Below are 14273 nucleotides of genomic sequence, written 5' to 3' on the forward strand. Positions count from 1 at the left end.
GCCCCGGCCTACTGACCGGGGCTTTTTGTTGCATGTCCATCAAGCAGGCTAGCCAATCCCCCTGTCACTCCCTCTTCTCTCTATGCTCCTCTGATGGAATTTTACCTCCTTTAAAAAGAAAATAATTGGAATAATTAATTATGCGACACCAGTCTCATAATAAAAATCAAAAATCGAGCATGATGACCCGCATCGAGAAGAATGATTTACGCCGGGAATGGCGACGACCTGAAGTAGAGGAAGCGATGACCATTGACCTATCAAGCATGATTACCGAAACCCGCAATCCAGCCAGCATCGAGATCGATCAGCTCCCGACGCTGGATATGCTGCGGATCATCAATCAAGAAGATCAACACGTTGCAGTGGCTGTAGGCCAACTGCTGCCCGAGATCGCCAAGGCGGTCGATGCTATTGCAGCCGCATTTGGCAAAGGCGGCCGCCTGATCTACATCGGGGCTGGCACCTCCGGGCGCCTCGGCATCCTGGACGCCAGCGAATGCCCGCCCACCTACGGGGTCTCTGCCGAGCTGGTCATCGGCCTGATTGCCGGGGGCCACAAGGCCATACTGCAGGCGGTGGAGAATGCCGAAGACGATGCAGAACTCGGTGCCAACGATCTTAAAAATATCCACTTCAGTGCCCACGACGTGCTGGTGGGTATCGCAGCCAGCGGGCGAACCCCCTATGTGCTGGGCGCCATGCAATATGCCAGGAGCCTGGGTGCCACAGTGTGCAGCATCAGCTGCAACCCGGGCAGCCCGCTCGCCAAAGCGGCCGACATCAGCATGGTCGCCGTGGTCGGCCCCGAGATTGTGACCGGCTCCTCCCGCATGAAAGCGGGCACAGCCCAGAAGCTGATCCTCAATATGCTCTCGACCGGCGCCATGATCCGTACCGGCAAGGTCTACGGCAATCTGATGGTGGATGTGGAGGCGACCAACGCCAAACTGGTGGAGCGCCAGAAGCGCATCGTCATGGAAGCAACCGAATGTGATCGTGGCACGGCCGAGCAGGCTCTTGCTGCCGCAGATAACCATTGCAAGACCGCCATTGTGATGATCCTGGCCAATATCTCCGCCAGCGAAGCACGAGAGCGGCTGAAAAGCAGCGGCGGCTTTATCAGCAAATGCACAGATTAATCGGCCGACCGCACATTGGCCGCGCCAGCAATGGCGACAGGATAACAACATAAGCGGGGGCATCCGCCCCCTCACATCAGACTGACCGGGTTCTTTATGGCAAAAATAACTGATTCCATGATTGGCCAGATCATCCAGGCCATCGGCGGCCGGGATAACATCACCAACTGTGGCCACTGCATGACCCGCTTGCGGCTGAGCCTGGCGGACAGCCTGCATGCCGATCGCGATACCATCAAACGGATCGCCGGGGTGATGGGGGTGATTGAAAGCGACAACCAGTTCCAGATCGTGCTTGGTCCGGGCAAAGCCCAGACCGCCTGCGAAATGATGAACGGCATGCTGAGTGCGGACGCGGGCATCCTCACCGCCCCCCGCCCGCAATCAGCGGATCTTGTCGACATCGCCGCCGCCAACAAACAGGCGCTGAAGCAGAAACAGAGCAGTGCGGCGCACCGCTTCCTGGCCAAGTTTGCCACCATTTTCACACCGCTGATCCCCGGTTTTATCGCTGCGGGTCTGCTGCTCGGCTGCGCCACCCTGATCGAGCAAACCCTGCTGCTGGAAGGACAGCAGACAGGGGGCATGCTGGCCGAATTTGTCGGCTACATGAAGCTCTTCAGCAAGGGATTGTTCAGCTTCCTCAGCATACTGATCGGCTACAACGCCCAGAAGGCGTTTGGTGGCTCCGGCGTCAACGGTGCCATCATCGCCTCTCTGTTTGTCATGGGTTATGACCCTCAGGCCAGCAGCGGCATCTACTCCGGTATCACCGACTTCTTCGGCCATCAGATCGATCCCCGCGGCAACATCATCGGCGTGCTGATCGCCTGCATCATAGGCGCCTCAGTTGAGCGCCAGGTTCGCCGCTACATGCCGGACAGTCTGGATATGATCCTCACTTCCTGCATCACCCTGCTGATCATGGGAGCCGTCACCTTTATCCTGATCATGCCCCTCGGCGTGCAGCTCTATAACGGCATGTCCTGGCTCTTCATCAACCTCAATGGCAACCCGTTCGGTACCGCTATTCTGGCTGGCCTGTTCCTCATCTCGGTGATGTTCGGCATCCACCAGGGGTTCGTTCCCGTCTACTTTGCGCTGATGGATGCCCAGGGCTTCAACTCCCTGTTTCCTATCCTGGCGCTGGCCGGTGCCGGACAGGTAGGGGCTGCGCTGGCGCTCTACAGCCGGGCAGGCAAGGATTCCCTACTGCGCACTCAGGTGAAGGGCACCATCATTCCGGGCATTCTGGGGGTCGGTGAGCCGCTCATCTACGGCGTCACCCTGCCGCGGGTCAAACCCTTTATCACGGCCTGCTGCGGTGGTTCGCTGGGGGGCTTCGTGGTTGGCCTGATCTCCTGGCTGGGTCTGCCGGTCGGCCTCAACACCGTCTTTGGACCATCCGGTATCGTCGCCCTGCCGCTGATGACCTCCGCCCAGGGGATCTTCCCCGGCATGATGGTCTATGCGGTCGGCCTCGCCGTCGCCTACCTCGGCGGCTATCTCTTCACCCTGATGTTCGGCTGCAAGAACGTCGATCTGAGTTAATCCCTCCTCCGGATTTCTAGCCAAGGTCTGGCCCCGAGCAATCGGGGTCATGGCCAAACTCATCCCGGCTCTGGCACAGAGCCCGTACAGGAACGATAAAAAATGAAAAAATCCATGCTTGCTCTGGTTCTTCCCGCACTGCTCGGCACAGGTTCCGCTCATGCGGCCGTCATCTATCAGGCTGACGATGGCTCCAACGTCGACCTCTACGGCCGTCTTGGCTTCAATATTTCCGACAAGAAGAGCGGCAATGATCAGGGTGACTTCGATGGCCGTATCGGCTTTACCGCCCGTCAGACCGTCAATGACGATGTCGCAGTGATCGGCATGGCGCAATATCAGGTCAATGCAGCCGAATACGCCAACAACGTGCAGAAGAACAGCAGCGACCTCACTGCCCGTTACGTCTGGGCCGGGATCGACGGTGGCCAGTGGGGCAAGGTGACCGGCGGGCGCGTCTCTTCCGGCCTCATCATGTTCACCGATATTGGCGATGTGTTTGCCGCCTCTGATGTCTCCATGGCTCGTCAGGCCAGCAAGGTGGACTCCACCGCCGTGCAGGTGTTCCGTCAGGATGGCACCCTGCAGTACCAGAACACCCTCGGCAATCTGGATCTCTCGCTCGCCTACATCCTTGGTAACGGTACCTCGGATCTTGATTACGGCTACAACGGCGCCCTGCGCTACACCTTCGATCTGGGCAATGCAGGTAAACTGGCTCCAGTCGTGGCGTATCAGCAGACCAAAGCCGCCCAGAGCAGTGGCAGCAAGGTCGATCCCAATGCCGATGAGTATCGCTTCGCCGGGATCGGTACCCGCTACTATCTCGGCCCTCTGATGTTGGGTGCCCTCTATAGCAAGGATCAGGTGACCTATCGCGATGGCCGTGCCGACAGTGAAGACAAGGTGTGGGAACTGACCGCGGTGTATGACATCAACCAGAAGTGGGCGGCCCGCGCAGGCTATCGTCACCTCGTCAACGAGGGGGGCGACCAGATGGCACTGCGCGATACTACGCTGGAGCTGCAATACAAGCTCACCCCGCGATCTTCCCTCTACAGCGCCTATGTGATCCGCAATGGTGAAGATGGTCTGGCTGGTAGCACCATCACCAGTTTTGGTGGCAGCAGCAACAGCGAGAGCTTCTACCACCTCGGCCTGCGCTACGAATTCTGATCTGGTTGCCGGCCTGCGGGCCGGCTCCTTCATGGAGTCTTATGATGGCACGATCCTCCCTGCTCTCTCCCCTACTATTATCCCCCCTGTTTGCCCTGCTGCTCAGCGTACCGGCCACGGCAGCCCGACTGGAGCTGGCCGATACCCTCACCCTGCTCGCTTCGCCACAGGGCAAACCCTCGGCCTTCACCCGGACCATTGAGCTCCCGGCGGGAGAGTCCCGACTGCTGGTGCGCTTTGACAGCCCAAGTGACCCTCGCTCCACCAACGAGAGCCAGGGACGCGTGACCTCGGCTCCTCTGCTGGTTACCCTTACAGCACCATCACAAGGGACGCTGCAACTGACCACCCCGGTGCTGACCAGCTCCTCGGCTATCCGCCAGTTTGCCGCCAGCCCGGCCCTGCTGCTGAGTGACGACAAGGGCACCTCACAACCGCTGGCACTACAAGCCCTGCCACGCAACCAGGATAGTCTGGGCACCGATTACCAGGCCCTGCTGGCAAGCCATACGCCAACAGTGAGTCCGGCCCCCATTTTCGCAACACAAGCCGCAACTACCGCTCATACAGCTTCGGCACTTACGCCGGAGCAGGCGGATGCCACCCTGCGGGAACTCTATCTGGCGGCCGATGCCAAGCGGCGTAAAGCCTTTATCCGCTGGGCCCTTGACCTCTAGCAGACAACAAAAAACCACCTGTTCAGGTGGTTTTTTGTTGTACGGATGATGCTGCGGGAGAGCAGGCATCACTCCTTGTTGAGTCGGTCGATGGCATCCCGGGTACCGTCAATCAGGGCCCAGGCTCGCTCGTCTCTGCGCTGCACCAGGCCGAGGAACAGGATGTCGGTAATGGTGTTCTGGGCGGTACGGGAGGAGATGGAAGAGATACGCAGTTCGTTCTCCTCCGCCACCGTATCCAGCACCATGTCGGCCATCTGGCGCAACTGGGTTTGCCGGAACGAAGTCACGGCAATCAGGGTGGCACCATTGCGCTTGGCCAGCTCGGCCGCCGCCAGCACATCACGGCTGGCGCCAGAATAGGAGATGACCAGCTGCACATCACCCGGTCCCAGGGTCTGGGCGATGGAGATCTGCACATGGCTATCCTGGGCAAACAGGGTAGTTACGCCAATCTTGAGCAACTTGTACCAGAGATCCTTGGCGGTCAGTGCAGAACCGCCAATCCCCACCAGCTGTACCCGCCCGGCGCCATCTATGGTGTCGAGTACCTGCTTCAGCAGAGCACTGTCGAGAGCCTGAGTGGTCTCGATAATAGAATTGATCTTCTCCTGCGCCAGCTTCTTGGCCATGGTCTCCAGATCATCGTCTCGCCCGATGCCATTGTAGAGATCACCGACATTGTCGGTCTTGATGGCATGCTTGCGCCCCAGATCCTCGCTGACCGCCAGCTTGAAGGCGGTGAAGCCCTTGAACCCGATCTTCTGGGTGAACTTCACTATGCTCGACTGGCTCACCTCCGCCTGCTGGGCCAGCTCCTGAGAGGAGAAGTGGGTCACCTGTTCCGGACAGGAGAGGATGTAATCGGCAATCTTGAGCTCGCTGGGGGAGAGCTGGCTCCTGATATTGGATATTTTCGACAGGGTAAGCATGGTTTCTCTCTGTTCTTGTTCTGCGTCGAGGCTTACTGGGTGCCACCCACGGTGAGCTGGTCCAGTTTGAGGGTGGGCTGGCCGACACCGACCGGCACGCTCTGCCCCTCCTTGCCGCAGATGCCAACCCCGCGATCCAGCGCAAGATCGCTGCCCACCATGGAGACCTGGCTCATCGCCTCGGGGCCGTTGCCGATCAGGGTAGCGCCCTTGATGGGAGCGGTGATCTTGCCATCCTCGATGAGGTAGGCCTCGGAGGCAGAGAAGACAAACTTGCCGGAGGTGATGTCCACCTGGCCGCCACCGAAGTTGGGGGCATAAATGCCCTTCTTCACCGAGGCGATGATCTCGGCCGGATCATACTGACCTGCCAGCATGTAGGTGTTGGTCATGCGCGGCATCGGCATGGCAGCATAGGATTCGCGGCGCCCGTTGCCGGTGAGCGGTACCCCCATCAGGCGAGCGTTCTGCTTGTCTTGCAGATAACCCTTGAGGATACCGTTCTCGATCAGCACGTTGTAGCCACCCGGCGTCCCCTCATCATCGATGGAGACGGAACCACGGCGACCCGGCAGGGTGCCATCATCGACGATGGTACAGTGCTTGGAGGCCACCTGCTCGCCGATGCGGCCAGCAAATGCGGAAGATCCCTTGCGGTTGAAATCCCCCTCCAGACCATGACCTACCGCCTCGTGCAGCAGCACGCCGGGCCAGCCGGAGCCCAGCACCACCGGCATGGTACCGGCTGGCGCGTCGATGGCTTCCAGATTGACCAGCGCCTGACGCACTGCCTCACGCACATAGCCAAAGGCGCGGCTCTCCAGCCCATCCAGTTCGAGGAACCAGTCGTAACCAAAGCGCCCGCCGCCACCGGCACTGCCACGCTCGCGGCGATCGCCCTTCTCGGCGATCACAGTCACCGACAGACGCACCAGCGGACGCACATCGGCGGCCAGGGTGCCGTCGGTCGCGGCCACCAGCACCTCTTCGTAGACGCCGCTGATGGAGGCCATCACCTGATTGATGGCGGGATCCAGACTCCTGGCGAACTTGTCCATCTGCTCCAGCAGGGCGATCTTCTGATGCTTGTCGAGGGTCTGCAGCGGATCCATGGCCGGATAGAGCAGGTTCGCTTCGGTGCGGGCCCACGCCTTCACCTTGCCGTGAGCACCGGCTGCGGCGATGCCGCGAGCGGCAGTCACCGACTGTTGCAGCGCCAGCAGGCTCAGCTCGTCCGAGTAGGCAAAGCCGGTCTTCTCGCCGCTGACGGCGCGCACCCCCACACCCTGATCGATGTTGTAGCTGCCATCCTTGACGATGCCATCTTCCAGCATCCAGGACTCGTGCCAGCTGCGCTGGAAATAGAGATCGCCGAACTCCACCTGATGGCTCATCAGGCTGCCGAGCAGCTGCTGCAGGCGCCCTTCGTCGAGATCGTTCGGGGCCAACAGGGAGGCACTAACCTGGCTCAATAGACTCAATCTTCTTCTCCACTCTCGTAACGAGCTGTTTTAAATCGTCTTGCCGACGGGTTGGCAACAAGCCACACCATCACAACAAACGGGCATGCTCCAGCACGGACAAACGGCTGCGTTTCAATTTTTCACCACACAATCAGAGCAAACGGGCGTGTTGCAACACTGGCATGGTGCGCTTCAATTCGTCGATAAGCCCGGGCTCCATCTTCGCCAGCACTGTGCCGCGCCCGCACTCTTTGCTCGCCAGCACCCGACCCCAGGGGTCGATCACCATGCTGTGGCCCCAGGTCTGGCGCCCTGTCTCGTGAGTGCCGCCTTGGTTAGCAGCGACTACGTAGCACTGGTTTTCGATGGCGCGAGCCCGCAGCAGCGGCTCCCAGTGCGCCTCGCCGGTCACGGCGGTAAAGGCGGCAGGCACCAGCAGCACGCGGGCACCAGCACGGGCCAACTGACGATAGAGCTCGGGAAAGCGCAGATCATAACAGATCGAGAGGCCGAGGGGACCAAAGGGGGTATCCACCAGCACAGGCACCTCCCCCGGGCTGAAGGTCTCCGACTCCCGATAGCGGCCGTGATTATCCGCCACATCCACGTCGAACAGGTGGATCTTGTGGTAGTGGCCCCTGAGCTCACCGCTTGGGTCAAACACCAGCGAGCTGGTGTGGATATGGTCGGAACCTGCGATGGTGGTCGGCATGGCCCCGGCCACCAGCCAGATGCCATAATCGCGGGCCCATTCGGCCAGTTGTTGCTGAATAGGCGTTGCTCCGCTCAGAGCGGCACTGGGGTCGGAACCGATTGCCTCGGCGCCATCCAGATAACCCTGCCGTTCGCCAAACAGGCCAAAGTTTTCCGGCAGCAGCACCAGCAGCGGCCGCTCTTTGGGCAGCATGGCCAACTCGGTGGCGATCTGCTCCCGGTTATCCTGCCAGCGACGGCCAGATACCAGCTGTATTGCGGCTAACCACATGACGTTCTCCTTGTCCGTATTAATCGCGATCCACAATATTCGGGTCTTTATCCATCTCGGCCAGCAGCTTGCGAAGATGATGCCGGACCAATCCCCGCTGCCCCCGCTCCGCCCATTTGAGGCAATCGAACAACTCCCAAACCAGACCATCTCCTTCGGCCATATAGGCAGGAAAGTCCCAATGGCTTGGGGCAGGGTCAGAGACCTCAAGCGCACCAAGGGAGGAAGTTTTATCGAACAGTGGCAAGTAAGGTTTGGCAAGGGGGAACTCAGCCCCCCGATCAAGGATATGGATCTCGATGCTGGACATGTCGAGGAATATGAAGCGCCAGTATGAACAGACCTCTTCATGTCTTCCTTGCCAGCAGTGAAAGATGGGCCGCCCCCCCACAATGGTGCGCACCAGTTCGTCTCCCTGCTTATGGAAGCCCGGCTCGGCCAGCAGCAAGAGATCGACATCGGATACCCGGTCTGCCTTGCCCTTGGCGAGCGACCCAACCACTACCCCGGCATCAATCGCAGGATGAGCTGCGCCATGTTTCATAACCGATTCCAGCAGTGCGCGCTGCAGTGGCGGGATGGCAGCCCAGTGCTCATCCACCATCATAACGGCCCCTCTGACACAACCCGATCCCCCGCCTGCAGGGTGTAATCCAGCACTATGATGCGCGCCAGCACCGGGCGAAAGATGGCCTTGAGGGCATCGTGATCAGGATGGGGCAGATAGCGCTGGCGGGCCGCTTCGTCGGCGAAGGTCATCAGCACGCTGTGGGTAAAGCCATCATCCCTCCCCTCCGGGCTGTCATTCTCCCCCCACTCCACGGCGGTCACGCCGCTGACCTGATGGGGAATGGCGAGAAAGGCGGTACGCACCGCATCTATCCGGGCAGGCTGGGTGTCCGGCTTGAAGGCGATCAGCAGGATATGTCGGATCATGGCTCACTCCTTGTGATGGTGCCGGGCCGCTCGTTCAGCGCTGAGCGGGCCCCGCATGTTTGGGGCTCAGCAGGAAAGGGGTCACCTCTTGGGTCGGCAGGCTGGGAGCAACGGCGTCAACCGCCTCTTTCTGCTGCTGGTTGAGCTTGATGCGCGCGCGATCGCGCCCCGCCTCGATCAGCTTGGGTGCGTCGAGCGGGCCCGAGATGCGAAAATCGATGCGGGTCACCACATCCACCACCGGCTCCAGCAGTTTGGAGAGGGCCAGCACATAGAGACCCGTGACCGGCGTGATGGAGAAGGCCGCCACCACCGGCAGGGTGCCCCCCAGATTGGGGGAGAAGCTCAGCTCGTAGTCGAGCCGCCAGCGCACCAGATCGGCGATCCCCTCGCCGCGCAGGTTGCCTGCCGCCCCCTTCATATAGAAATCATCGTTGCTGACCAGCCCCTGCTTGATGGTGGCAGAGGCGGACATGGATTCGAAGTAGAAGCCCTTGTCGAACACATCGCGAAAATCGAGCCGCAGTTTGCGCAGCAGGGAATCGAGGCTGAGCAGAGAGAGCAGCCGCGCCCCCTTGTCGTTGACCTCCCGCAGGGTGCCACCCTCCAGCTGATAGTTGGCACTTCCCCCCAGAGTCGGCAGGCTCGGGCGATAGGGCACATCCTGCCAGTTCAGATCAAAAGCGAGGGAGCCGGGAGCATCGCCGATGGGCGAGGTGTAGCCGAGCCGCTTGAGCAGCAGCTCGCTGTTGTTGCTGGTCAGCTTGCCACGGGCACGGGTCTGCATCCGGTTGCCATCGGCCAGCCAGTCGACGCGGCCGGTGAGCTGACTACCTGCCAGCCGCACATCCAGCCCCTTGAGTGTCACCTTGTTGGCGCCGGGCACCAGTTCCCCTTTCACTTCACCGAGCGGCAATGCGCCAAAGCGGCAATCGACACAACTCACCTTCAACCAGGGGATGGATGCCATGATGGCGTTGTCCTGTTTGGCATCGGGATCCGGGCTGAGATCCGAACTCTTGCCGGACCAGTAGATGCGGGCAAACTTTGCATCCACCGGGCGATTGGCCACTGCAGGCAGGCGGATCACCCCCATCACGTCGGGACTGTCGATCATCACCTCGGTCGCCTGATTGGTCGGCCCCACGGTGAAACGCGCCGCCTTGAGGGTGGCACTGCCGATATAGGCGCGAGCCAGCTGTCCATCCACCCACCACTCCTGCGGCAGGAAGGCAGGGCCAACCACCGCATTGCCGGTCTGGTTCTGCGCCGGCAGCCACTGCTTGAGTCGTGCCAGCCAGCCGCCCACATCGGCCTCCTGTTGGTTGATGGCGAGCAGCATGGGGGCATCACGCAGCACCCGGGCGCCCGGCTGGCCCACATCGACCCGAACTCGGCTGAGATAAGGCACCCCTTCGCCGTAGACCAGTCGGGTCTGCATATCCACATCAGCCCCCAGTACGGCGCGAATGTCGGCGCTGCCATCCCGGCCACGGGCGATCACCTTGAGCGGCAGCCGGCTGGCACTGCTCTTGGCCAGCGGCAGCGGCAGATCCAGTCCCATCCCCTGCAGGTTGGAGTCAAGCGCCAGCTGGAAGCGCAGCGGCTTGCTGTCGGGCAGGGTCAACCCGAGCTTGCCGCCCCAGTTGCTGCGGCCGTTGAGAATGCCGAATGAAGAGATGGCGGCGGGCTGGCGGCGGCTATCCCATTGCCCCTTGAAATCGAGGTCGACCTGATAGTGATCCGGATGCTGGCGCCCCTGATAGTCGAGGGTCAGCGGCTGGTTCCACAGGCTCGCCTTGAGGTTGCTGAAACGGGTCTGCTCGTTGTCATATTCGAGGCGCCCCTGCACCTTCTCCAGCGGCAGATCCAGACTGGCGACCCGCACCTTGTTGTTGCTGAAGGTGGCATCGCCGCTCGCCTTGACCTCGCTCTCGCCATCGAGAGGAATATCGAGCTTGACCGAACCGGCCATCGGGCCGCGGATCTCGATCTCCCGCAGCGCCTGTCCCACCGAACTACCCAGCGGGGAGTCCTGCAGGTAGTCGCTGATGGCCTTGCCCTCCCCCTGCACCTTGGCATCCACATAGAGGTGGGCGCCGGGGGAGAGATCCGGGATCCAGGCATGCACCGAGTCGGAGCTCGCCTTGCCGAGTTTGGTGGATCGGCTGCGCATATCGAGACCGGCATTCTGGAACAAGAGATCGATCTGCAGGTCGGTAAGCGGTTGCCAACCGGGGAAGAACTCGTAGGTGGCCTGCTCCAGCGGCACCGCCACCTGGAAGATGCCCTTGCCGTTGTCGTAGGGGAAATCCCGAAACTCCCCATACCAGAGCAGGTCGGCCCCCTTGGCCTTGCCCCCCTTGATGGCGCCGCTCAGGTAATCCACCAGCCCCTTGTCCATCGCCTGCAGCGGGAAGTAGCGATCCGCATGGCCCGCATTCTTCACATCGATGCGACCGGTCAGGGCGAGGAAAGGGTGCTCGAACAGATCGAGGCGGAAACGGCTGGACAGGGTCAGATCCGGGTTATCCAGCGCGATATCCTGCCCGTAGAGCACCCAGCCCTGTTCCTCACGCCACCAGTCGAGGCGGGCCGAGAAGTTGTCGACCGGGATCGGCATCTTGAAGTGACGGGCGGGATCCACCTTGTCGTTCGCCAGCGCCAATCTGGCGCTACCGCCGGTCGGGGTAAGCCAGAACTCGCCGTTGAGATCCTGCATCCCGGGTATATCCTGCCAGGCCTTGAGACGCACCTTGCTGAAGCGGCCACTGAGGGAGAGATCCTGCCAGTCGGCGTTGGCCAGCAGCGTCAGATCCTGCACCGAACCCTGCGGATTGGTCTGGCGCAGGGTCTCGCAGAGTGTGGGGTAGAGCGCCGAGACCAGCTGACTGATCTGGGTGATCTTGTCGAACTCTATGCTGGGCAGATAGCCCTGCACCCGATCCCCGATCCGTTCCAGTTGCAAGCGGCTCTGCAACCAGGGTTTGCCATCCAGCTTGAAGGTGACGTTATGGCTCGCCAGTTGCCAGTCGGTGCCCTCACGGCGCAGCTGGATCTTGCCGCCATCGAGACCGAAACGGTGCATCTCCCCGTTCTTGGGATCCTTCCAGATCAGGTAGTTGGATCCGAATGCCAGCAGGGTATTGCCCAGCTGACCGTTGGCGAAATCACTCCAGAGCTGAAAGTCGAGCAGGCCGGTGATGGTCGGCTCGCCAGCGTGGATCCGCGCCAGCATGGGGCTGATATCGAGGCGGTTGGCACCAAGATAGAGCTGCCCCTTGAGGCGATCGAGACGCGCTTCCGGTGCTTCAACATCGAGGATCAGGTCGAGGGTGCTCTCGCCCACCCCATTGATGAGATAGGCCTTGCCGACCCCCTGATGGCGCTTGCCGCGGTTCTGCCAGCGCAATTGGGCGATGTCGAGGGCGCGCAGATCACCGAGGGAGGTGGTGACGCTGAGGCGGGTGTTGTGCACATCGAAGGTGGAGAGCTGGGTCAGCAGAAAGCGCAGCAGGGCGCCCTGCTGGGGATCGCCGGAGGGGCTCTCGTCAGCCGGTTGGCGCAAGTCGATGGTGATATCGCCATCGCTCAGGATCAGCTCGCCAAACACCGGCTTTAGCTCGTTAATGGTGCGCCACAAGTCGAGATGCACCCAGGCTTTGCCGAGCTGTACGGCAAAACGCCCCGAATCCGGGGCGATGGCGAGTTGTTGCAGTTCGAGGGCGGGCCCGGACTGTGTCCAGTCCAGCCCCACTTGCTCCACGCTGACCTTGAGTTGTGAATCACCCAGCAGAGTGTGGATCAGACTCTCCCGGTATTGATTCAGCAAAGGGCCTCCGACCCGTACCAGGGTGACCAGCATGGCCAGCAGTACGAACAGAACCCCCAGGGCCAACCAGCCCCGACTCAGCCAGCGATAGACCAATTACATCATCACCACGTCGAACTGCTCCTGCCCGCAGAGGGGTTCGCTCACCACCCGCACCTGCTTGCCGATGAACACTTCCAGCTCCGCCAGACTGTGGGACTCCTCGCCATGGAGGTAGTCGGCCACGGCCGGGGCTGCGTAGACGGTGAACTGATCCGCATCATAGGCACGATTGACCCGAATGATCTCCCGCAGGATCTCGAAGCAGACCGACTCCACCGTCTTGACCCGGCCCCGCCCCTTGCACTCGGGGCACTCGGAGCAGAGCACATGCTCCAGACTCTCGCGGGTGCGCTTGCGGGTCATCTCCACCAGACCAAGCTGGGAGAAGCCATTGACGTTGGTCTTGGCGCGATCCTTTGAGAGCGCCTGCTCCAGGCTGTGCAGCACCCGACGGCGGTGATCTTCCGACTGCATGTCGATGAAGTCGATGATGATGATGCCGCCGAGATTGCGCAGGCGCAGATGACGGGCGATGGCCGCCGTCGCCTCGACGTTGGTGTTGAAGATGGTCTCTTCCAGATTGCGATGACCGACAAAGGCGCCGGTGTTGATATCCACCGTGGTCATGGCTTCGGTCTGGTCGATGATGAGGTAGCCGCCGGATTTCAGCTCCACCTTGCGCTCCAGCGCCCGCTGGATCTCGTTCTCCACGTCGTAGAGATCGAAGATCGGCGACTCGCCGGGGTAGTACTCCAGCTTGCTGGCCAGCTCAGGCACGTACTCTTCGGTGAAGCGCTTGAGCTGATCGAAGCTCTGGCGCGAGTCGACGCGGATCTTGTCGAGCTCGGCACCGACGAAGTCGCGCACTACACGGAATGCCAGACTGGGATCTTCGTAGAGGATCTTGCAGGGGGGATACTTCTGCTTGCGCTCGAGGATCTTGCGCCACAGACGCTTCAGGAAGGCAGCATCCTGCTCCAGCTCCTGCTCCCCCACTCCTTCGGCAGCGGTGCGGATGATGTAGCCACCCAGCTCGTCCACATAACCGGCCACGGTGCGCTTGAGGCGCTCCCGCTCTGCTTCGGACTCGATACGTTGGGAGACACCGACGTGGGCGCTGCCCGGCATAAAGACCAGATAGCGGGATGGCAGGGTGATGTCGGTGGTGAGACGGGCCCCCTTGGTGCCCAGCGGATCTTTCACCACCTGCACCATGATGTCCTGCCCCTGACGCACCAGCTCGGCGATGTTGCCGACCTGGAACTGCTCCTTCTCCTTCACCGCCACACACTCGGTGTGGGGGACGATATCGGAGGCATGCAAAAAGGCCGCCTTGTCCATGCCGATATCGACGAAGGCCGCCTGCATGCCCGGGAGTACCCGGCTGATCTTGCCTTTGTAGATATTGCCCACGATGCCGCGTTTGGCCTGACGTTCTACATGCACTTCCTGCAGCAGACCGTTTTCGACCAGAGCGACCCGGGTTTCGGAGGGGGTAACGTTAACCAGCAGTTCTACCGACATAAGTAACCTTGCC

At 61.2% G+C, this 14273-nt stretch carries 11 protein-coding genes; 4 read left to right on the plus strand and 7 right to left on the minus strand.

Annotation, left to right across the window (positions count from 1 at the left end; all coding sequences use genetic code 11):
• Nucleotides 1–245 precede the first annotated feature (245 nt).
• From murQ to G5179_RS02415, 4 genes are all read left to right on the plus strand, one after another.
• Entirely contained in the window at nucleotides 246–1142 is an 897-nt protein-coding gene (gene murQ, locus G5179_RS02400; protein ID WP_227341511.1) for an N-acetylmuramic acid 6-phosphate etherase, read from the plus strand.
• 96 nt (nucleotides 1143–1238) lie between these two features.
• Nucleotides 1239–2693, plus strand: a complete 1455-nt coding sequence (gene murP / locus G5179_RS02405) for a PTS N-acetylmuramic acid transporter subunit IIBC (protein WP_041234056.1) — start codon at nucleotides 1239–1241, stop codon at nucleotides 2691–2693.
• 102 nt (nucleotides 2694–2795) lie between these two features.
• Nucleotides 2796–3869: a porin gene (locus G5179_RS02410; protein ID WP_227341512.1), complete on the plus strand. Its 1074-nt coding sequence runs from the start codon at nucleotides 2796–2798 to the stop codon at nucleotides 3867–3869.
• A 41-nt stretch (nucleotides 3870–3910) separates the two neighbouring features.
• Nucleotides 3911–4546 (plus strand): DUF2057 family protein, encoded by a 636-nt coding sequence (locus G5179_RS02415; RefSeq protein ID WP_254204240.1) that lies wholly within the window; start codon nucleotides 3911–3913, stop codon nucleotides 4544–4546.
• Nucleotides 4547–4614: 68 nt separating this feature from the next.
• On the opposite strand, the gene G5179_RS02420 is transcribed toward G5179_RS02415, so the two are convergent.
• From G5179_RS02420 to rng, 7 genes are all read right to left on the minus strand, one after another.
• Entirely contained in the window at nucleotides 4615–5478 is an 864-nt protein-coding gene (locus G5179_RS02420) for an SIS domain-containing protein (protein ID WP_108588468.1), read from the minus strand.
• A 32-nt stretch (nucleotides 5479–5510) separates the two neighbouring features.
• A complete protein-coding gene (gene tldD / locus G5179_RS02425) occupies nucleotides 5511–6959 on the minus strand; it encodes a metalloprotease TldD (protein WP_005348653.1) in 1449 nt (482 codons plus the stop codon).
• Nucleotides 6960–7092: 133 nt separating this feature from the next.
• Complete coding sequence (locus G5179_RS02430; RefSeq protein ID WP_421257806.1) at nucleotides 7093–7926, minus strand: carbon-nitrogen hydrolase family protein; 834 nt, start codon at nucleotides 7924–7926, stop codon at nucleotides 7093–7095.
• A 19-nt stretch (nucleotides 7927–7945) separates the two neighbouring features.
• Entirely contained in the window at nucleotides 7946–8533 is a 588-nt protein-coding gene (locus tag G5179_RS02435; protein WP_216952756.1) for a nucleotidyltransferase domain-containing protein, read from the minus strand.
• On the minus strand, nucleotides 8530–8862 hold the full coding sequence (locus tag G5179_RS02440) for a Dabb family protein (protein ID WP_216952755.1): 333 nt from the start codon (nucleotides 8860–8862) through the stop codon (nucleotides 8530–8532). The genes G5179_RS02435 and G5179_RS02440 overlap by 4 nt, the downstream gene beginning before the upstream one ends.
• 34 nt (nucleotides 8863–8896) lie before the next feature.
• Entirely contained in the window at nucleotides 8897–12790 is a 3894-nt protein-coding gene (locus G5179_RS02445) for a YhdP family protein (RefSeq protein ID WP_421257807.1), read from the minus strand.
• On the minus strand, nucleotides 12791–14260 hold the full coding sequence (gene rng / locus G5179_RS02450; protein WP_005340056.1) for a ribonuclease G: 1470 nt from the start codon (nucleotides 14258–14260) through the stop codon (nucleotides 12791–12793).
• Nucleotides 14261–14273 lie beyond the last annotated feature (13 nt).

Origin of the sequence: Aeromonas sp. 600886 (genome assembly GCF_049174935.1) — a bacterium.
In the GTDB taxonomy this organism is placed as follows: Bacteria; Pseudomonadota; Gammaproteobacteria; order Enterobacterales; family Aeromonadaceae; genus Aeromonas; species Aeromonas veronii_A.

Excerpts from the sequence above, each read along its gene's own strand:
- murQ (WP_227341511.1), top strand. The coding sequence starts at position 246 with ATGACCATTGACCTATCAAGCATGATTACCGAAACCCGCAATCCAGCC.
- murP (WP_041234056.1), top strand. The coding sequence starts at position 1,239 with ATGGCAAAAATAACTGATTCCATGATTGGCCAGATCATCCAGGCCATC.
- G5179_RS02410 (WP_227341512.1), top strand. The coding sequence starts at position 2,796 with ATGAAAAAATCCATGCTTGCTCTGGTTCTTCCCGCACTGCTCGGCACA.
- G5179_RS02415 (WP_254204240.1), top strand. The coding sequence starts at position 3,911 with ATGATGGCACGATCCTCCCTGCTCTCTCCCCTACTATTATCCCCCCTG.
- G5179_RS02420 (WP_108588468.1), bottom strand. The coding sequence starts at position 5,478 with ATGCTTACCCTGTCGAAAATATCCAATATCAGGAGCCAGCTCTCCCCC.
- G5179_RS02430 (WP_421257806.1), bottom strand. The coding sequence starts at position 7,926 with ATGTGGTTAGCCGCAATACAGCTGGTATCTGGCCGTCGCTGGCAGGAT.
- G5179_RS02435 (WP_216952756.1), bottom strand. The coding sequence starts at position 8,533 with ATGATGGTGGATGAGCACTGGGCTGCCATCCCGCCACTGCAGCGCGCA.
- G5179_RS02440 (WP_216952755.1), bottom strand. The coding sequence starts at position 8,862 with ATGATCCGACATATCCTGCTGATCGCCTTCAAGCCGGACACCCAGCCT.
- rng (WP_005340056.1), bottom strand. The coding sequence starts at position 14,260 with ATGTCGGTAGAACTGCTGGTTAACGTTACCCCCTCCGAAACCCGGGTC.